Source organism: Streptomyces sp. NPDC002623 (assembly GCF_053592635.1).
In genome coordinates this window covers 425,874-444,811 of sequence record NZ_JBSFWB010000003.1, presented here as the reverse complement: position 1 = coordinate 444,811, position 18,938 = coordinate 425,874, and the positions used below count along the sequence as shown (strand labels likewise).

Sequence of the window (18,938 nt, the reverse complement as noted above, 5' to 3'; positions counted from 1 at the left end):
GGGTCCCGGTAGAGGAGTTGCCATGAGAGCCCAGCCAGTCGCCAGGGAGACCGGCCCCACGCCCGTCGCCCTCGGCACAGTCGGTCCGGCCGCTGCCGCCGCGGCGGTCGACAGCGCGGTCGAAGAGGTGCTGGACCTGCTCGGCGACCCGTTGCGGGACGTCGGCAAGGGCGACCGCGTCGTCGTCAAACCCAATATGTTCCAGCGCAAACCGGGCTTCCGCACCAGCCCGGAGCTGCTGCTCGCGCTGGCCCGCCGGGCGTCCGCGCGCGGCGCCGAGGTCTTCGTCGCGGAACGCACCCATGTGCTCAAGGAGATCCTCGACGGCCATCCCCTCCACCGGTACGCGCAGATCGTCAGCTTCGACGACCGGCCGCTGCGCATCGTGCAGATACCGGGCGCCACCTCGCTGCGGGTGCCGATCGCCGTCCCCGACCTCGTCGTGGACTGCGACTGGTTCATCGGCGCCCCCCAACTGCGCACCCACTCCAGCGTGGTCCTCACCAACGCCATGAAGAACCTGGTCGGCCTGCTCCCGGGCTTCACCACGCGCATCGTGCACATGGCCGGGGTCGAGGAGGCCCTCGTCGACCTCAACCTGCTGCGCCCGCAGCATCTGGTGGTCTGCGATGCCATCACCGTCATCGAGGGCAACTACCCGATGGCGGGCGAGGTCCGCGAGGTCGGTCTGGTCGCGGCCTCGCGCAACGCCGTCGCCCTCGACGTCACGATGGCCGCCGTCGCCGGCGTCGAGCCCTGGGAACTGGCCTACCTCCGCGACGCCCACCGGCGCGGCATGGGCCCGGCCGACCTCGCCGACGTCGAGGTCAGGGGCGCCGCGGTCGAGGACGTCGCGTTCACGCTGCGGCGCGCCCCCGTCGACCTGACGCCCCCGCGCGAGGGCATCCATGTGCACGCCGACACCGCCTGCGACGACTGCCGCCGCTGGCTGGCCGCCGCCATGAACCTGCTGCGCGACGAACTGCTCGCCCACCCGGGCGAGTTGACGATCGTCTCCGGACCCGTGGCGCGGCTGCCCGAGCTGCGCGGCACGGTCGTCCTGGTCGGCAACGCCCTGTACGAGCACCGAGAGGCCGGCGTGTTCCTGGAGGGCTGCCCGCCGCGGGCGATCCAGACCGCCGGACTGCGCTACGCGATGGGCCGTCCCGTCACGGAGCAGGAACGCACCCAGTTCCGCGTCCCCTCCCGGGACGCGGACCACACCGGACGGGCGTCCTGGCCCGCACCCGAGGAGCTGGTCTGACATGCCGTCGTCCTCCTGCACGACCTCCCTGCCCTCGATACCCGTGCTGCGGGGCGGCGAACGGCGCACCTCGCGGGACACCCGCGTGCTGCACGGCGTGGACGGCGCCCCGCTCGCCACCGTCCACGAGGCCCCCGCCCTGGTCACCAGGCTCACCGCCCGGGCCATGCGCGAGGCGCCCCGCACCACCCGCGAGGAGCGGCTGACGGTCCTCGCCGCGGCGGGGCGGCTGTTCGCCGAGGCCACCCTCGCCGGACAGAGCCCCGAGGAATACTGCCGGGCGCAGGCCCTGGCCTCCGGCGTCCCCGTCCGCGTGGCCCGCCGCACCCTCGCCCGGGTGCGGGGCGACTCCGCGCTGCTCGGCGAGGTCGTCGGCCGGCAGGCCCCGATCGGCACCGGCCGCACCGCCCGCTGGGCCCGCCGCGGCCGGGTGCTCGGCGTGATCGCGCCGAGCAACCACCCCGGCACCCACGGCGCATGGCTGCAGGCCCTCGCCCTGGGCTACCGGGTCGCCGTCCGGCCCGGCGCCCGCGACCCGTTCACCCCGCTGCGGCTGGTCGAGGCGCTGCTCGCGGCCGGACTGCACCCCGACTGGATCAGCCTGCTGCCCGGGGCGCACGACTCCGCCGACGCCCTGGTCGGCGCGACCGACCTGGCCCTCGTCTACGGCAGCGAGTCCACCGTGGCCCGCCACCGCGGCAACGACCGCGTCCTGGTCCGCGGCCCCGGCCGCAGCAAGATCCTCCTGGACGGCCCCGTGGACGACGAGACCCTGGACCACCTGGTGACGGAGATCGCCGCGGACGGCGGTGTGCGCTGCACCAACACCACCGCGGTCCTCACCTCCGGCGACCACCGGGCGCTCGCCGAGGCGCTGGCCGAACGGCTGGCCCGGCTGCCCGCACACCCCGTCACCGAGGACGCGGCGGTCCTGCCGGTCCGCCCCCTGAAGGAGGCACGGGCGCTGCGCGACACCCTCGACCGCGCCGCACAGGGCGCCAGGGACCTCACCGCCCGCCATCACGCGGACGAGCCGCTGGCCGTCCTCGACGAGCACGCGGCCGCCCTGCGGCCCGCCGTGCTGTGCGTGGACGCCTGGGACCACCCCGGCCTGCGCACCGAACTGCCCTTCCCCTGCGTCTGGGTGGCGCCCTGGCGGCCGTCCGACGGAGTGGCCCCGCTCTCCGACTCGCTCGCGCTGACCCTCCTCACCGACGACGCCGAACTCGTCCGCGAGGCCCTGGACACGCCCGGCATCCGCACCGTCCTGCACGGCCGCGTCCGCGACTGGTGGACGGACCCCCACCTGCCGCACGACGGCTACCTCGGCCAGTTCCTCAAGGAAGCCCGCGGATTCGCCGCACCCTGACGTCCCCTGACGCCGGTTCCACCCACCGCCCATGACATCTTTCGAGGTGAGTCACGTGTCTGCCGCATGCCCCGACATCCCGATCGTGGTGCTGCCCGAGAACAACCTCGTGCGGGCCCGCACCCGTCCCGCCGCCGCCGTGGAGAGCGCCCTGAAGGAGGCGACCGCCGCGCTGACCCGCCTGCACGGCGCACTGCTCCACCCCAAGGGCGCGGGCGAGGCCCTCGGCTCCGCGCTGGACGAAGCGGTCGACCAGGTGAGTCGGCTCGCCGTCGAGGCCGCCGTCCCGCCGCTGGAGGCCGTCGCGTCCCTGCCGCCGATCGTCCCCAACCACGACTACTTCGGCGTCAGGACGGCGGCGATCGACGACGCCCGACTCGTCTCCGAGGTGACGACGATCATCGCGCGGACCCTCGTCGACCTGCGCGAAGCCCGGCTCGACCTCAACGACCGGGCCGCCGAGGTCCGCGCCATGCGCCACGTCCTGGAGGGCCTGGCCCCGGACGACGGCGCGCCCGCCCCGCAACAGGGCGCGCGGGCGATGCCGTACGTGCCGGGCAAGGACGAGCTGACCCGGTGGATCGTCACCCACCACTTCTACTTCGTCCTCAACCTCGCGGCGGCCGACGCGGTCTCCCGTGCGATCACCGCCCTCTCCGGCGCCGACCGCCCCGCCGCGACCGCCGCGCTGCGCGAAGCCGTCGTGTACGTGCGCGGGTTCACCGCGGCCATGATGCACTCCGGCGACATGTCGGCGCCCTGCTACGACGCCGAGGTCCGGCCCACCATGGCGCCGCCCGCCGTGCCCGTCGCCCTCACCGGCCGCACCCAGCCCGAGCACCGCGCCTACCGCAAGGCGATGCGCGCCCTCGTCCGGGTCTGCCCCGAACCCTTCGCCGAACTCGCCGCCGTGGACCCCGAGTTGGCGCGCGCCCGGGACGCCCTGCTGGACGCCGACCTGCTCGACATCGAACGGCATGTCATCGTCACCGCCGCGCTCGTCGGCGACGACTCCTCGATCGTCCAGGAACACGAGTCCGCGGAGAGCGCGATCGCCACGCTGCGCACCATGCGGCACACCCGGGCGGAGACCTACCGGGACCTCATGCGGTTCGGCGACCCGGTCACCCTCACCGCGCAGCTGCCCACGGAGCGGGTGAAGCCGTCTTGAGCACGGTCGTCATCGTCGACGCGTACGCGAGCGCACGCTGTCTGGCACCGCTGTTCCGGGCCCGGGGCGTCCCTTGCGTCCATGTGCAGAGCACGCCCGAGATCCCCGAGGCGTACGCGGCGAGTTACCGGCCGGCGGACTTCTCCGCGCACATCGTGCACCGGGGGGACGTCTCCGACACGGTCGCCGCCGTCGCCGAGCACGCCCCCGTCGCACTCCTGGCGGGCGTGGAACGCGCGGTCCTGCTCGCCGACGCGATCGGCGAGAAGCTCGGCCTGCCCGCCAACGGCACCCTGCTGAGCCGGGCCCGCCGGGACAAGTACCTGATGATCGAGACCGTCCGGGCGGCAGGCGTGCCGGCCGTCGACCAGATCCTCGCCCGCGACCTCGACACCCTCCTCGACTGGTACACCCGGACCGGCGGCGGCCGCGCCGTCCTCAAGCCGGTCAGCAGCGCGGGCAGCGACGGCGTCCACTTCTGCAACGACGCCGACCAGGTCCGGGCCGCCTACCACGCCCTGATCGGCACCGACAGCGCCCTCGGCCAGCGCAACCACGACGTGCTCGCCCAGGAGTACCTCGTCGGCAGCGAGTACATCGTGAACACCGTCAGCCGGGACGGACGCCACCACGTCTGCGACCTCTGGAAGATGCACCACCTCGGCGCCAACGGCGTCCAGGACCTGCCCGCCGGCGCCGAACTGCTGCCGTCGCGCGGCCCCGAACAGGACCTGCTGGTCGAGCACACCCGCCGGGTCCTCGACGCGCTCGGCATCCGCAACGGCCCCGCCCACACCGAGCTGAAACTGACCCCGCACGGCCCCCGGCTGGTCGAGACGGGCGCCCGGGTCTGCGGCGCCGACGTGCATGTGCCCACCGCGGCGGCCCTCGGCGAGAGCCAACTCGACTGGACGGTCGACGCCTGCGTCGACCCCGAACGGTTCCTGGCGCGCTGCGCCACGGACTACGAGGTGATCCGGCACGCCCGCATCGTCAACATGGTCTCGCCCGCCGCCGGCACCCTCGCCGACTACCCGAGGATGCCCGAACTCCGCTCGCTGGAAAGCTTCCACGACGTCCTGTACCGGGTGCGCCCCGGCGCCGCGATCTCCCGCTCCGTCGACGACTGGACGTTCCCGCTGCGGGTCTACCTGCTCCACGAGACCGCCAGCACCGTGGCCCGCGACGCGCTGACGACGCGCTATCTGGACGGCCAGGGCTTCTACGACATCCGCCTCCCGGAAGGAGACGTCCGTTGACCGCGGACCGCACCATGCTGCTCATCGGCGGCACGGACACCCACATCGAGCGGGCTGCCGCACTCGGCCTGCGCATCGTCCTGTTCCAGCACCCGGAGAAGATCAACTCCTTCCAGACCGGGCTCGTGGACGCCCTCCTCGTGCTCGACTACACCGAGTGGGACACGGTCCGCCCGCTGGCCGAGGCCGCCCGCGAGGTCTGGGCCTTCGACACCGTGGTCTCTCTCACCGAGGGCGGTCTGGACACCGCCGCCCGGCTCAACGACCTGTTCGGCTTCGACGGCACCTCCTACGAGGTCAGCAGGCGGCTACGGGACAAGTGGACGATGCGCAGGCACCTCGCCGCCCAGGGCAGCCGGCTCACCGTCGCCAGCGAGCGGGTCGCCGACCGCGCCTCGCTCCACGCCTTCGGCGACCGTGTCGGCTACCCCTTCATCGTCAAGCCGACCGACACGACCGCCGGCTTCGGCCTCGTCCGGGTGGACGGCCCCGGGGAACTGCCCGCCGTCTGGGAGCGCCTCGAAGCGCTGCGGGGCACCCGCACCGACCGCGTCACGACGCTGTTCACGGTCACCGAGTTCCTGATGGAGGCCTACGCCGACGGGCCCGAGTTCAGCGTCGAGGCGTTCAGCTTCGCCGGCCGCCATGTCGTCGTCGCCGTCACCGAGAAACTCGTGGACGAGACGCACTTCGCCGAACTCGGCCACGCCCTGCCGGCCCGCATCCCGCCCGGCGACCGGTCCGAGATCGTCGACGCGGCGACCGAGTTCCTCACCGCCGTGGGCCTCACCGACGGCCCCAGCCACACCGAGGTCCGGCTCGGCAGCCGCGGCCCGGTGGTGATCGAGTCCCACAACCGGGTCGGCGGCGACTACATCGGCGAGCTGGTCCGGGCCGCCTACGGCATCGACCTCGCCGCCCTGGGCGTCGGCTGGCCGGTGCGCATGGTCGACGAGCTTCCCGACGACCCGCAGCCGGTGGCGGCCTCCTGCGTCCGCTTCGTGGTGCGCGACCCCGGCACCGTCACGGAGGTGAAGGGCGTCGACGAGGTCGCGGCCCGCCCCGAGGTCCTCACCGCGCGGGTCTCCGTACGCCCGGGGGACACCGTCCGCCCGCTGCGCGACAACTGGGACCGGCTCGGCTTCGTCGCGGTCCGGGCCGCCGACACCGACACGGCCGTCCGGCTGTGCGAGCGCCTCGCCACCGACGACATCCGCATCGAGATCACCCCCTGACCCCCTCACCGGAAGGAGTATCGGTGTTCCGTTCCGTGCTCGACGCGATCGCCGGATACCGGCCGAGCAGCCCCGTACGCTCGCCCGACGGCCGCTCCTACCGGCTCGCCGCCAACGAGTCCGCCGACGAGCCGCTGCCCGCCGTGGTCCGGGCGATCGCCGAGGCGGCCCTGACCGTGAACCGCTACCCGGACAACAGCTGCGCCGAGCTCATCGCCGGGATATCCGGCGCCTTCGGCCTGTCCGAGGACGCCGTCGCCGTCGGCTGCGGCTCGGTCGCCGTCACCCAGATGCTGCTGGCGGCCGTCGCGGAGCCCGGCGTCGAAGTGCTGTACGCCCGGCGGTCCTTCGAGGCGTACCCGCTGCTGACGGGCTTCACGGGCGCGACGGCCGTCGAGGTCCCGCTCAGGGACGGCGTCCACGATCTCGAAGCGATGGCCGACGCCCTCACCGACCGCACCCGGCTGGTCTTCGTCTGCAACCCGAACAACCCGACCGGCACCGTCGTCGGACGGGCCGCCCTGGAAGCCTTCCTCGACCGCGTCCCCGCCGACTGCCTGGTCGTGCTCGACGAGGCCTACCGTGAGTACGTGCGCGACACGGACACCCCCGACGGGCTGACCCTGCTCGCCGGACGGCCCCATCTCGTCGTCCTGCGCACCCTCTCCAAGGCGTACGGTCTGGCCGGCCTGCGCGTCGGGTTCGCGGCCGGGCACCCCGAGGTGATCGCGGCCGTCCGCAAAACGTACCTGCCCTTCAGCGTGAACGGCGTCGCCCAGGCCGCGGCCGTGGCCGCCCTGCGCGCGAAGGACGAGCTGATGGCCCGGGTAGAGGACGCGGTGAAGGAACGCGACCGCGTACGCGCGGTGCTGACGGCCCGGGGCTGGACGGTCCCGGTCAGCGAGGCCAACTTCCTCTGGCTGCCCCTCGGCGACCGCTCCGTCCCCCTCGCCGAGCACCTCGCCGCGGCGGGCGTGGCGGTCCGGCCCTACGCGGGCGACGGAGTACGTCTGTCGATCGGCTCGGCAGCGGAGAACGACGCGTTCCTGGCGGCCGCGGCCGACTTCTCACCGATCTGAGCGGATCGGGCGAAGTCATCGGGCGGTCCGGCAGCGACCTTCGGGGGCGCGGGGAACTGCGCGACCAGGCGCGACGGCGCTGCAGCGGAACGATGACGGATCGCGGCGCCTCCAGCGGGCGGTCCGGCAGCGCCCTGAGGGGGCGCGGGGAACTGCGCGCCTAGCCACGACGGCGCTGCAGCGGAACGACGGCACCTCGCGGCACCCCAGCGGAGCGTCTAGTCGAACAGCACCTCCTGCTCCCCCTCCTCCCGTCTGCGCAGCCGCTGGGCGCGCATCCCCACGACCACCGCCGTGACCGCCGCCGTCACGCCGAGCGCCGCCGGGACCATCCAGCCCCGGTCGACCGTGTGGCCGAGGGCGTGGTCGAGGGAGAGCCGGCCGGGTCCGGCGATGGCGAGGCCCGCGGCGGCCAGGCCCAGGGAGGCCGCGTGCTCGTAGCCGCCGTTGGCCGCGAAGAACCCGTTGGGGGCGTGCACCGAGGACGCGCCGGCCATCGCGCCGGCCGCCGCCGCGCCCGCCGCCGGAGTCGCCAGGCCCAGCGCCAGCAGCGTGCCGCCGCCGGCCTCCGCCAGCCCCGCCGCCGTCGCGCTGGCCTTGCCCGGCGCGTAGCCGATCGACTCCATGAACTGGCCGGTGCCCTCCAGGCCGTGCCCGCCGAACCAGCCGAACAGCTTCTGTGTGCCGTGCGCGGCCAGCACCCCGCCGGTGCCCAGCCGGAGCAGCAGCAGTCCGAGATCACGTCGGTCGTAACAGGTCACGGTGACTCCCTGAGCAGAGACGGCGAACACGCGGCAACACACCCCCACGGGTCTCCACCGTCGCACTGCGCACACCCGCCCGGCCCGTCCTGGACGCCGTTCGGGTGGCGGGGCCCGGGCGGCGGTGTGAGTCTGGCTGGCATGACGATTCAGACCGCCAAACTCAGCGATCCGGCCGTCCGCGCCTTCGTCACCGCCGTCAACGCCCATGACCGCGAGGCCTTCCTGGCGCTTCTCGCGCCCGGCGCGACCATGGCGGACGACGGCTCCGACCGCGACCTCGACGAGTGGATCGACCGGGAGATCTTCTCCTCCCACGGCCACATGGACGTCGACAACGAGTCCCGGGGCGGGCGCGCCCTGGTCGCCCGCTACAGCAACGACACCTGGGGCGAGATGCGCACCAGGTGGAGCTTCACGGTCGCGGACGACGGCCGCATCTCCCGCTTCGAGACCGGCCAGGCCTAGCGACGGCGAAAGGGCCGTGCACCGCCGGGCAGGCGGTGCACGGCCCCTTCACGGACGGCCCCTTCACGGACGGCCTCGGCTCACCAGGAGGAGCGGGCGACCGCCTGTTCCGTCAGCGTGATCTGACCCGCCTTGATGGTGGCCAGACGCGGGGAGCGGCGGGCGATCGACGAGTCGTGGGTGACCATGATGAACGTCAGCCCGTACTCGTGCCACAGCCCTTCCAGCAGGGCCATGATCTCGTCGCGCATGCTCTCGTCGAGGTTTCCGGTGGGCTCGTCGGCGAGCAGCACCTTCGGCTTCTTGACCAGCGCGCGGGCGATCGCGACGCGCTGCTGCTGACCGCCGGACAGCTCGGACGGCGCATGCTTCAGACGCTCGCCGAGACCGACCGAGCGCAGTGCCTCCGCCGCCCGCTCGCGCCGCTCCGCCGCCTTCACGCCGAGCGGGACGAGCGCCGTCTCGACGTTCTCCTGCGCGGTCAGCGTCGGGATGAGGTTGAACGACTGGAAGATGATGCCGATCTTTTCGGCGCGCAGCCGGGTCAGCTTGGCCTCGCTGATGCGCGCGAGGTCGACGCCGTCCAGCTCGACGCTGCCCTCGGTGGGCCGGTCGAGGCCGCCGATCATCTGCAGCAGCGTCGACTTGCCGCCGCCGGTGGGGCCCTGGATGACGAGCTGGTCGCCGTCCGCGATCGTGAGGTCGACGCCGCGCAGCGCCTCGACCGTCTCCTTGCCCCGCGTATAGCGCTTGGTGACGCCGGTGAGGTTGTACATGGATGCTCCGGGTTTTTCGTCAGGCGTGAGGTGGGTGAGGGCCGGTCAGGAGACGCTGCGCAGGGCGTCCGCCGGGCGCATCCGCGAGGCGCGCCAGCCGCCCATCGCACCGGCGATCAGACCGCCGGCGACCGCGAGGCCCACCGCGAGCGCGATCGTGGTGAGGGAGACGGGGGCCGACAGGGCGATCTCCATCGTGTTCGACGAGGACTGTCCGCCCGGACCGCCGCCACCGCCGGGGCCGCCGCCCATGCCGCCGCCACCGCCGCCGGTGCTGCCGAGCTCCGCCGTCAGCTTCGGGCTGATCGCGGTGACCGCGTACGCGGCCGCCAGGCCGATGCCGATGCCGAGGGCGCCGCCGAGCAGACCGTTGACCATGGACTCGCCGACGACCTGCCGGGTGACCCGGCGGCTCGGCCAGCCGAGCGCCTTCAGGGTGCCGAACTCACGCACCCGGCGGGACACGGCCGAGGAGGTGAGCAGCGCGGCGACCAGGAACGCGGCGACGAGCACCGCGATGGACAGCCACTTGCCGACGCTGGTCGCCAGGTTGGAGGCGGTGGAGAGGGAGCCGGAGACCGTCTCGGCCAGGTCGGCGGAGGTGGTGACCGTCGTACCGGAGATGTTCTTCGTGATCGTCGCCTTGACGGTGTCGATCTGCTTGGAGTCGGTCGCCTTGACGTAGATCGTGGTGACCTGGTTCGCCGCGTCGGCGAGGGTCTGCGCCTGCTTCAGCGGCAGGTAGACGTCCGTGGTGGACTCGCTGCTGTCGGGCGTGGCGATGCCGATGATCTTGTAGCTGGTGCTGGAGATCTTCAGCGTCGAGCCGACCTTGTACGAGTTCTCCTTGGCGTACGACGCGCTGACGACCGCGACCTTGGCGTCGGTCTGCGCCGAGGTGAAGGTCACCCCCGAGGTGATCTTCGAGGTCGCGAGCGGGCCGAGGTCCTGGTTGGTGACGTCGACGCCGGCCACCGAGTACGAGTTGACGTCGAACGAGGCGCCGCCGCCCTGCACCTGGGGCGCCGCGGTGGAGCCGCTGTTGCCGCCGCCCGGGCCGCCGCCCTGACCGCTGTTGCCGCTGTTGCCGGTGGTGCTCTCCGCCTTGCCCTGGGTGAAGGAGCCGTCGACCTTGGTGACGTTCAGGGTGAGGGCGCCGACCGCGGCCGACACGCCCTTCTGACCGGCGACCTTCGTCACCAGCGTGGACGCCAGGGCCTGACCTCCCTGGGTCATCACCCGGTCGGAGCTCTGCTCCGCGTCCTCGTCGTCCTCGCCCTTCGCGTCGAACTCGAATCTGCCGCCGCCGCCGGCGGAGGCGTTGTCCGTGGGCGCCGTGCGGGCCTTGGTGACGGTCATGTCGGTGCCGAGGCCGTACAGCGACTGCAGAACCTTGTCCTGAGCCTGTGTCATACCGGCCGACACCGAGTTCACGGTGATGACCAGAGCGATTCCGAGCGCCAGACCCAGTGCGATGACCAGGGCCGCCTTCTTGCGCCGGCCCAGTTCGCGCTTGAGATAGATGCCAAACATCCCGTTCCTCGAAGGTTCTTGGCGCCCGCTGTGGGCGCTGCCACAAACTAGGGAGGAACCTTTGAGTCGCCCTGAGTAAAGGATGTGTAAGGACTGAGAATGCGGAGCCCCGGATCAAAATTCCCTGAGACAGCTGATTCCTAGGCTGCGGAGGGTGTTTTCCCAGGTGGCAGGGGTTGAGTGGCTGGTTTCGGCAGTACATTCGGCAGCGATTTCCTGTTTCGCCGAATTCCCTTGTACGGTCCCGCAGTGCACGCATTCTCGCGCCCCGCCGCGCGCCCCACCCGGCGCTCCCTGCTGGCCCTCGCGGCCACCGCACCCGTGACCGCCGCCTCCCTCGCCGCGGCCCCGGTCGCCGCCGCGTCCGACGTGGCGGTCGGCGGCGCGCGGCTCGTCGCCGACGGCGTCCAGGTGAACGGGGGCGCCGCGCTGCCGAAGCAGCTCACCGCCCGGGCCTGGCTGCTCGCCGATCAGGACAGCGGGGAGGTGCTCGCCTCCTACCGTGCGCATCTGCGCGTCGCGCCCGCCTCCACGCTGAAGATGCTGTTCGCGGACACCCTGCTGGGCAGCTTCGAGCGCACCGAGCGCTACACCGTGACCGATGCCGACCTGGCCGGCATCCCGTCCGGCTCCTCTCTCGTCGGCGTCAAGGCGGGCGTCACCTACACCGTCGAGCAGTTGTGGCAGGGCGTGTTCCTGCGCTCGGGCAACGACGCCGTGCAGGTGCTCGCCCGGATGAACGGCGGGGTGACGAAGACGGTCGCCCAGATGCAGGCCAGGGCGGTCGACCTCCAGGCGCTGGACACCCGCGTAGTCAGCCCCGACGGCTACGACCACGAGGGCCAGTCGTCCTCGGCCTACGACCTCGCCCTGTTCGCCCGGCACGGTCTGAAGAACGCCGACTTCCGCGCCTACTGCGGCACGAAGACCGCCCGTTTCCCGGCCGGGGGCACGAAGACCTTCGCGATCGAGAACACTGACCGGCTGCTGTCGGGCACCTACGGGGTGACGCCGTACCCGGGCATGATCGGCGTGAAGAACGGCTACACCAGCAACGCGGGCAACACCTTCACGGGCGCCGCGACCCGCGCCGGCCGCACCCTCGTCGTGGTCGTGCTGCATCCGAAGAGCGGCCACAACGCCGTCTACGAGGAGACGGCCGCGCTGCTCGACTGGGGCTTCGCGCAAGGGAGTTCGGCGCGTCCGGTGGGCACGCTGGTCGAGGCGCTGAGCGAGGGCGGGACGAAGGTGACGCCCTCGGGGGAGGCCCCGCCGGCCGGAGCGCAGGGTGCGGCGGCGAGTGACGGCGGGGGCGGCTGGGGGATGCTCGGCGGGGCCGCGGGGGTGGTCGCACTGCTCGCGGGCGGCGCGTACACGCTCCGCAGACGTCGCACTCGTGAAGCACCTGCGCCTGACGCGCCTGGAATACCTGACGCGCTCGAAATGCCTGAAGCACCTGACGCGCCTGGAATGCCTGACGTGTCTGAAGCATCTGAAGCACCTGAGGCGCCGGCCCCGGAGAGCGCTCGGGACTGATGGTGCGGCAGCCGTCCCGCGACGCCGGTGCTTTCCTCGCGGTCCCTTGCGAGGTCCACCCCCACCCGTGTCGCGGGACGGCTGCCCCTCCCCCCTCGGTGTGGCCTGTGGCCGTTCCTTGCGGAACTGTCGTGCCTCAAGTGTGAAGTTCTCGTGTAGAAGAGTTGAGCATAAGTCCGCTACCGGCGGCAATGGTGCGGACGACGAAACTCCGGTTGTGCAGGTTGTGAACCCGTCGGCGTCAGCCGCGCCCCACGTACGGCATCGCCGTCGCCAGCACCGTCGCGAACTGGATGTTCGCTTCCAGCGGCAGCTCCGCCATGTGCCGCACCGTGCGCGCCACATCGGCGACGTCCATCACCGGCTCCGGTGCGATCTCGCCGTCGGCCTGCAACGCGCCGGTCTGCATCCGCGCCGTCATGTCGGTCGCCGCGTTGCCGATGTCGATCTGCCCGACGGCGATGTCGTACGCCCGCCCGTCCAGCGACAGGGACTTCGTCAGTCCGGTGAGGGCGTGCTTGGTCGCCGTGTACGGCGCCGAGAGCGGCCGGGGCGTGTGCGCGGAGATGGAGCCGTTGTTGATGATGCGTCCGCCGCGCGGATCCTGCTCCTTCATCTGCCGGTACGCCCCCTGCGCGCACAGGAACGCCCCGTTGAGGTTGGTGTCCACCACGTGCCGCCAGGCGTCGTAGGGGAGTTCCTCGAACGGCACGCCGCCCGGCCCGAACGTGCCCGCGTTGTTGAACAGCAGGTCCAGTCGCCCGAATTGCTCGCGCACGGCGTCGAAGAGGGCCGTCACCTCCGCCGGGTGCGAGACGTCCGTCCGCACGACGAGACTCGGGGCGTCGGGCGCCAGCGCGGCCGTCCCCTCCAGGGTCTCGGTGCGCCGCCCGGCCAGCGCCACCGACCAGCCCGTGCGCAGCAGTTCGACCGCCACCGCCCGCCCGATGCCGGAACCGGCGCCCGTGACGACCGCGATCCTCGTCCGTTCAGCACTCTGCTTGGCATTCATGGCTCCGCAGCATACGGAGCATACGGAAGCCGCCGGTCCGTCATTCGACTGTTGTGTACGCGCCAACCGGGGGATGCTCCCAGGACGTTCCGGACCACTCGAATGCCTGGTGCACCCATTTCTCAGGGGAGGACCGGAATGACGCCCGAACTCCGCGCCACCGCCCGTCACCCAGGCCGCCGCCGCTTCCTCACGACCTCTGCCGCGGCCGCCGCGCTCGCCTTCACGGTGAACCTGCCCGCCGCCGGCGCCGCGGCCGCCGCCGAACTCGACCCGGCCCGGCTCACCGACGACCCCTTCACCCTCGGCGTCGCCTCCGGCGACCCGCTGCCCGGCTCCGTCCTCCTCTGGACGCGCCTCGCGCCCGCCCCCTACCAGGCGGACGGCGGACTGCCCGCCGAACGCGTCACCGTGCACTGGGAACTGGCCCGCGACGAGACCTTCCGCCGGCCCGTCAGGCGCGGCACCGCGCTCGCGCACCCCGAGTTCGGCCACAGCGTGCACGTCCAGGTCGACGGCCTCGACGAGAACCGCGTGTACTACTACCGCTTCAAGGCCGGTACTTGGATCAGCCGCACCGGCCGCACCCGCACCGCCCCCGGCCCCGGCGCGAAGACCTCCGCCCTCACCTTCGCCCTGGTCTCCTGCCAGCGCTACGACCAGGGTTACTACACCGCTTACCGGCACCTCGCCGAGGACGACGTCGACCTCGTCCTGCACCTCGGCGACTACCTCTACGAGTACGCCGTCAGCGGCGTCGGCGGCGCCCGCGCCTATCCGGCCGGGACCGTGCCGGCCGTCTACAACCACGAGATGACGACCCTCGACGACTACCGTCTCAAGTACGCCCTCTACAAGTCCGACCCCGACCTGCTGGCCGCGCACGCCGCCCACCCCTTCGTCGTCACCTGGGACGACCACGAGACGGAGAACAACTACGCGGGCGCGGTGTCGGAGAACGACGCCCCCGCCGAGGAGTTCCTCGTCCGCCGGGCCGCCGCCTACCGCGCCTACTGGGAGAACCAGCCGCTGCGCCGCCCCCAGCTCCCCGACGGCCCCGACCTGCGGCTCTACCGGCGTCTGAACTGGGGCCGGCTCGCCCAGTTCGACGTCCTCGACACCCGCCAGTACCGCTCCGACCAGGCCTACGGCGACGGCTGGCAGCTGCCCGGACCCGAGTCCGAGGACCCGGCCCGCACCCTCACCGGCGCCGCCCAGGAGCGCTGGCTGATCGACGGCTGGCGCCGCTCGCGCGCCCTGTGGAACGTGGTCCCGCAGCAGGTCACCTTCGCCCAGCGGTACAACACCACCGCCGTGCCCTCCCCGGTCTCCATGGACTCCTGGGACGGCTACCCGGCCTCCCGGACCCGGATCCTGGCGGGTGCGGAGGCGGCAGGCGTGGAGAACCTGATGGTCCTCACCGGGGACGTCCATGTGCACTACGGCTTCGACATCAAGCGGGACTTCGCCGACCAGACCTCGAAGACGCTCGGCACGGAGATCGTCACCTCGTCGATCTCCAGCGGCGGCAACGGCTCGGCGAAGCCCGCCAACTGGGCTGCCTTCATGGCCGCCAACCCGCACCTGAAGTTCTACAACGGCCTGCGCGGCTACGCGACGGTCGCCCTCGGCCGCGAAGCCGCCCGCGCCGACTTCAAGACCGTCCCCTACGTCACCACCCAGGGCGCCCCCCTCACCACGGCCGCGTCCTTCGTCACAGAGATCGGCAACCAGGGCCTCGAGCCGGCCTAGCCGCCGGGCGGACCCACGAAAACGGCCGGGCCCCCGGCTGCCCCTTGAAGGGGTGGCCGGGGGCCCGGTGGTGCGGGGCGGTTCAGCCGAAGGCCTTGACCGTGTTCCAGTTGAGCGAGAGGACGACCCTGACGGCCGCGTTGGTGTTGGTGCGGGAGGGGTTGTAGATCCGGGTGGCGCCGTCGGAGGAGAAGCGGGCCCAGATGTCGGGGATGTCGTCCTTGTTGACGTCGGGGATGCCGACGGCGGTGGGCACACTGGCCTCCGTCCAACTGGTGCCGTAGGCCTCGTCCTTGCCGGTGAGGGAGCTGGAGCCCAGTTTCAGGGATTCCAGGTCGACGCTGCCGGCGACGGTGCCGGGCTTGCCCTGGCGGTCGTACATGTTGCCGTTGTCGAGGTTGCGCCACAGCAGGTCGGGGGTGCCGTCGCCGTTGATGTCGGCGACGTTGACGATGTCGCGGCGGGCCCAGGCGTCGACGTTCATGAGGGTGGCCGTGTGGAACGTGGCGCCGGTGTAGCCGGAGAGCGTCCAGAACTGTGGCCCGGCGCGCAGGACGAGGTCGGGCAGCTTGTCGCCGGTGATGTCGCCGACGGCCTTGATCTGGGTCCAGGTCGAGGGCGCCGGCGCGTTCGCGGGCAGGCGGATCTCGAGGCGCTGGGTGACGTCGAAGCTGCCGTAGCCGTCGCCGGGGTAGAGCCAGAAGTGGCCGTCGGGGCTGACGGCGAACAGGTCGGTGGATCCGTCGCCCGGGTAGGTGTCCTGGTAGTGGGCGATCAGCGCCGCCTTGCCGGTGGCCGGGTCGTACCAGTGGCCTTGCGGGTCAGGCTGCTTGGCGGCGTCGTAGGAGGCGGCGAGGCAGTTGTAGAGGTCGCCGCTCTCGCCGCCGACGCAGGTGCGCAGGTCGCCTTCGGCGTTGATGATCAGCAGGTCGGGCGTGTTGTCGCCGCCGGTGTCCATCGGGCCGTCGGCCGTGTCCCGCGGGGGCACGAAGAAGGTGTAGTCGGTGCGCTTGCTGGGGTTGCCGAGGGAGTCGTAGGCGTAGACCTGGAGGGTGTTGGGGCCGGCGTGGGCCGGGCTGAACGCGGGCAGGGTCGCGGTGTTGGCGGTGGCGGGGAGGTCGACGGGGTTGTTGCCCTCGATGGACCAGCGGAACTTCGACGCGCCCTCGGAGGTGAAGGTGACGGCGCCGGTCTTGCCGAACTTGACCGTGGCCCAGGTCTGGGCGTCGGGGGTGGCCTCGGGGAAGGTGTCGCTGTCGACGGAGGGCGGCGGTGGGCCGGAGCCGTCGACGGTGACGGTGCAGCGGTTGCCGCTGGTGGGGTAGTAGGCGGACACCGCGGTGGGGGAGTTGCTGTCCTCGGCGCGGACGTCCCAGTAGTAGACGGCCTTGTCGACCAAGGTGCCGGCGGCGATGGTCAGGGTGGCCTTGCCGCTGGTCAGGCTGGTGACGAGGGTGCCGGCCGGAGCGGTGGCGCCGGACTTCCAGAACCGGAAGCGCAGGCCCTTGAGGTTGCCGTCGGGGTCGGTGGACTTCGCCGACAGGACGATGTTGGTCTTGCCGACGGTGGCGCCGGCGGCGGTGGTGTTGCAGGTGCCGCCGGGTGTGCTGGAGACGCTGGAAGGGGTGGCGGGCGGCCGGTTGTAGGCGACCTCGAGGGTGGCGCTGGTCGCCTGGAACTTGCGCCAGGTCTGGGTGTCGGACTCGCTGGTGGCCCGCATGCCGAGGGTGAGGCTCGACGAGCCGGCGTCGGCCGCCTTCTGCGCGGCGGCCTTGACGTTGAACGCCTCGTACTCGTTGGGGCAGGAGGACGAGGACCAGCCGTGCGCGAAGGACTTGCGCTGGATCTCGCTGGACCAGCTGGGCTGCTTGTTCCAGGTGGTGCCGGAGGAGATCGCTCCGGTCGACCAGAGCTGGAACTCGCGGGTGGTGCACGACCAGGAGTGGTTGTTGAGGACCTTGAAGGTCGCGGAGGTGATGTCCGCGCCCTTGAGGCTGGTGCTGTACTTCATCCGCCAGAACGAGCGGGCGGTGCCGCCGGTGTCGCTCTCGTGGCCGACGCGGGCGTCGGAGGTGCCGGAGGAGAAGTTGGTGCCGTTCCAGAAGCCGGTGTTCGGGTACGGCTTGTAGGCCACGGTCCACCCCGCCCAGCCGGTGATGAGCGGCGGGTCGACGAACACCGGGTACTTCACGTCGGCGTCGGTGAACAGACCGGTCTGCGCGGCGTGCAGGTCGAGGCGGGCGGCGCCGGTGCCGTCACCGGCCAGCTGCATCGGCATCGGGGCACTGTGCGCGCCCGGCTCGATGCCGGACAGCCCCGAGAGCTTCAGCACGTCGGCCGGCGTGGCGGTCGAGGTGCGCGGGGCGCCCTCGCCCTCGGCGAGCTCGGGGTCACGGCCGTTGGAGTCCCAGGCGAACGGGGTCGGGATGGAGCCGATCTCCTGGCCCGAGAGGTCCTGCACCAGGACGCGGCCACTGCTCTTGTCGTGACGGAACACGGCTGTGGACGAGCGCAGCCCGTAGGTCACGGTGGCCAGCGCCTTGCTCTGCGCGGCCTCCTTGTTCTTGACGATCAGCAGCTGGGCGAAACCGCCCTCTTCACGCGCGACCAGCAGCAGGTCGACGCCCGGCAGCACCTCCGGGTACAGGGCGCGCGGGCCGTCGAGCAGCGGCTCCGGCAGCGTGCCGGGCCAGGTGTAGGCGACGGTGTGCCCGGCGATGTCGACCTCGGCCAGCACCGTCTCCTGCGCCTGCGCCTGCGGGCCGTCGGCCAGTGGCAGTCGGGCGAAGGAGCGGTCGGCGCGGTCGGCGCGGTCGGCGGTCCGGCCGGGGGCGCCGCTGGAGAAACGGACCGGTTGGGCGGGGTTGGCCGGCTGGACGCCCAGGCCGCGGGCGGCGTTCTTCACCCGCCGCAGCCGGTTGTCGATGGGCGCCCAGGTGCCGTTGGCGGTCCTGGCCCGCGTAGCGGTGGCGGTGATCCTCGTCCGCAACTGGCCGTCGGGCTGCGCCCAGGTCTGGGAGGTGGCGGTGGTGGCGGTGTCGACGAGGACCGGCTTGCGGGTGCGTCGGGCCTCGGCCTGGGCGGCCTCCTCGTCACGGGGGCCGGTCGCGGCCTGCCGTGCTTCGGCGGCCTTGCCGGCTTGGGGAGGTGAGGGTTCGTCAGGCTGCCACCAGGGCAGCAGCGCGGCGGTCAGGGCGGCCAGTACGAGGCCGAGGGTGAGAGCCAGCCTGGTGCGCGTGCGCACGAAGGGGCTGAGATAACGAGGCAGCACGGACACGGCGGCGGTCTACTCCCGTGTGGACCAGGCGGATGGGCATGGGCGCACACACGCTCACACGAACCGCACAGAAGGTCTATGTATGAAGATTTTATGAATCTGTGACCATCGAATGGGGTGTGCGTGACCGGGAGTTGACTGTGTGTCATCTGTGGCTTTTGATCACCCAAAGCGCGGACATAGATGATCTTTTTCATCACCTTGTCGACTTATTCGCGAGTGTGACGATGTGACAGGCATGGTCCCGTGGTCGGGATCACATCGGCTGCGGGAACCCACATCTATCGATCTTGAATCCTGTGGCGGTCATGACAGAGGGTTCGGTCTCCATCTGTTGTTTTTCCGCTTTGGTGGGGTCGACGCGTATGCGTGCTCAAAGTCCACCGTCATGGCTGAGGCGGGCACGCCCGGCCATGACGGAGTCACGACGACGGCGTCGCCGGCAA

At 71.9% G+C, this 18,938-nt stretch carries 14 protein-coding genes; 9 read left to right on the top strand and 5 right to left on the bottom strand.

All coding sequences use genetic code 11. From position 1 onward, the window contains the following. Positions 1–22: 22 nt before the first annotated feature. The 6 genes from ACWD4O_RS07685 to hisC are packed head-to-tail and all read left to right on the top strand — an operon-like array spanning position 23 to position 7,377. A complete protein-coding gene (locus ACWD4O_RS07685) occupies positions 23–1,264 on the top strand; it encodes a DUF362 domain-containing protein (RefSeq protein WP_451278391.1) in 1,242 nt (413 codons plus the stop codon). Between the two features lies 1 nt (position 1,265). Next, on the top strand, positions 1,266–2,633 hold the full coding sequence (locus ACWD4O_RS07680) for an aldehyde dehydrogenase family protein (protein WP_451278389.1): 1,368 nt from the start codon (positions 1,266–1,268) through the stop codon (positions 2,631–2,633). A 55-nt stretch (positions 2,634–2,688) separates the two neighbouring features. Next, entirely contained in the window at positions 2,689–3,804 is a 1,116-nt protein-coding gene (locus ACWD4O_RS07675; RefSeq protein ID WP_451278387.1) for a hypothetical protein, read from the top strand. Further along, positions 3,801–5,063, top strand: coding sequence for an ATP-grasp domain-containing protein (locus tag ACWD4O_RS07670; protein ID WP_451278385.1), 1,263 nt, complete (start codon positions 3,801–3,803; stop codon positions 5,061–5,063). The genes ACWD4O_RS07675 and ACWD4O_RS07670 overlap by 4 nt, the downstream gene beginning before the upstream one ends. Next, positions 5,060–6,298: an ATP-grasp domain-containing protein gene (locus ACWD4O_RS07665; protein ID WP_451278383.1), complete on the top strand. Its 1,239-nt coding sequence runs from the start codon at positions 5,060–5,062 to the stop codon at positions 6,296–6,298. The genes ACWD4O_RS07670 and ACWD4O_RS07665 overlap by 4 nt, the downstream gene beginning before the upstream one ends. 23 nt (positions 6,299–6,321) lie before the next feature. Beyond that, positions 6,322–7,377, top strand: a complete 1,056-nt coding sequence (gene hisC, locus ACWD4O_RS07660; protein ID WP_451278381.1) for a histidinol-phosphate transaminase — start codon at positions 6,322–6,324, stop codon at positions 7,375–7,377. Between the two features lie 218 nt (positions 7,378–7,595). Here the strand turns inward: hisC and ACWD4O_RS07655 are convergent, their stop codons facing one another. After that, entirely contained in the window at positions 7,596–8,138 is a 543-nt protein-coding gene (locus tag ACWD4O_RS07655) for a DoxX family membrane protein (RefSeq protein WP_451278379.1), read from the bottom strand. A 141-nt stretch (positions 8,139–8,279) separates the two neighbouring features. Between ACWD4O_RS07655 and ACWD4O_RS07650 the strand changes: the two genes are divergently transcribed. Then, positions 8,280–8,606, top strand: a complete 327-nt coding sequence (locus tag ACWD4O_RS07650) for a nuclear transport factor 2 family protein (protein WP_351916696.1) — start codon at positions 8,280–8,282, stop codon at positions 8,604–8,606. A gap of 80 nt (positions 8,607–8,686) precedes the next feature. Here ACWD4O_RS07650 and ACWD4O_RS07645 read toward each other — a convergent pair whose 3' ends face one another. Further along, positions 8,687–9,382 carry an ABC transporter ATP-binding protein gene (locus tag ACWD4O_RS07645; protein WP_358807293.1) on the bottom strand — a complete coding sequence of 232 codons (696 nt, stop codon included), beginning with the start codon at positions 9,380–9,382 and terminating at the stop codon, positions 8,687–8,689. A 45-nt stretch (positions 9,383–9,427) separates the two neighbouring features. After that, the gene (locus ACWD4O_RS07640; RefSeq protein WP_451278376.1) at positions 9,428–10,915 is read right to left on the bottom strand and encodes an ABC transporter permease; all 1,488 of its coding nucleotides are present in this window, start codon (positions 10,913–10,915) and stop codon (positions 9,428–9,430) included. Between the two features lie 249 nt (positions 10,916–11,164). On the opposite strand from ACWD4O_RS07640, the gene ACWD4O_RS07635 reads away from it, so the two are divergent. After that, a complete protein-coding gene (locus tag ACWD4O_RS07635; RefSeq protein WP_451278374.1) occupies positions 11,165–12,451 on the top strand; it encodes a D-alanyl-D-alanine carboxypeptidase family protein in 1,287 nt (428 codons plus the stop codon). A gap of 241 nt (positions 12,452–12,692) precedes the next feature. Here the strand turns inward: ACWD4O_RS07635 and ACWD4O_RS07630 are convergent, their stop codons facing one another. After that, positions 12,693–13,463, bottom strand: coding sequence for an SDR family oxidoreductase (locus ACWD4O_RS07630; protein WP_451278372.1), 771 nt, complete (start codon positions 13,461–13,463; stop codon positions 12,693–12,695). A gap of 102 nt (positions 13,464–13,565) precedes the next feature. Between ACWD4O_RS07630 and ACWD4O_RS07625 the strand changes: the two genes are divergently transcribed. Further along, positions 13,566–15,215 carry an alkaline phosphatase D family protein gene (locus tag ACWD4O_RS07625; protein WP_451278370.1) on the top strand — a complete coding sequence of 550 codons (1,650 nt, stop codon included), beginning with the start codon at positions 13,566–13,568 and terminating at the stop codon, positions 15,213–15,215. Between the two features lie 82 nt (positions 15,216–15,297). Here the strand turns inward: ACWD4O_RS07625 and ACWD4O_RS07620 are convergent, their stop codons facing one another. After that, positions 15,298–18,492 carry a DNRLRE domain-containing protein gene (locus ACWD4O_RS07620; RefSeq protein ID WP_451278368.1) on the bottom strand — a complete coding sequence of 1,065 codons (3,195 nt, stop codon included), beginning with the start codon at positions 18,490–18,492 and terminating at the stop codon, positions 15,298–15,300. Between the last annotated feature and the right edge of the window lie 446 nt (positions 18,493–18,938).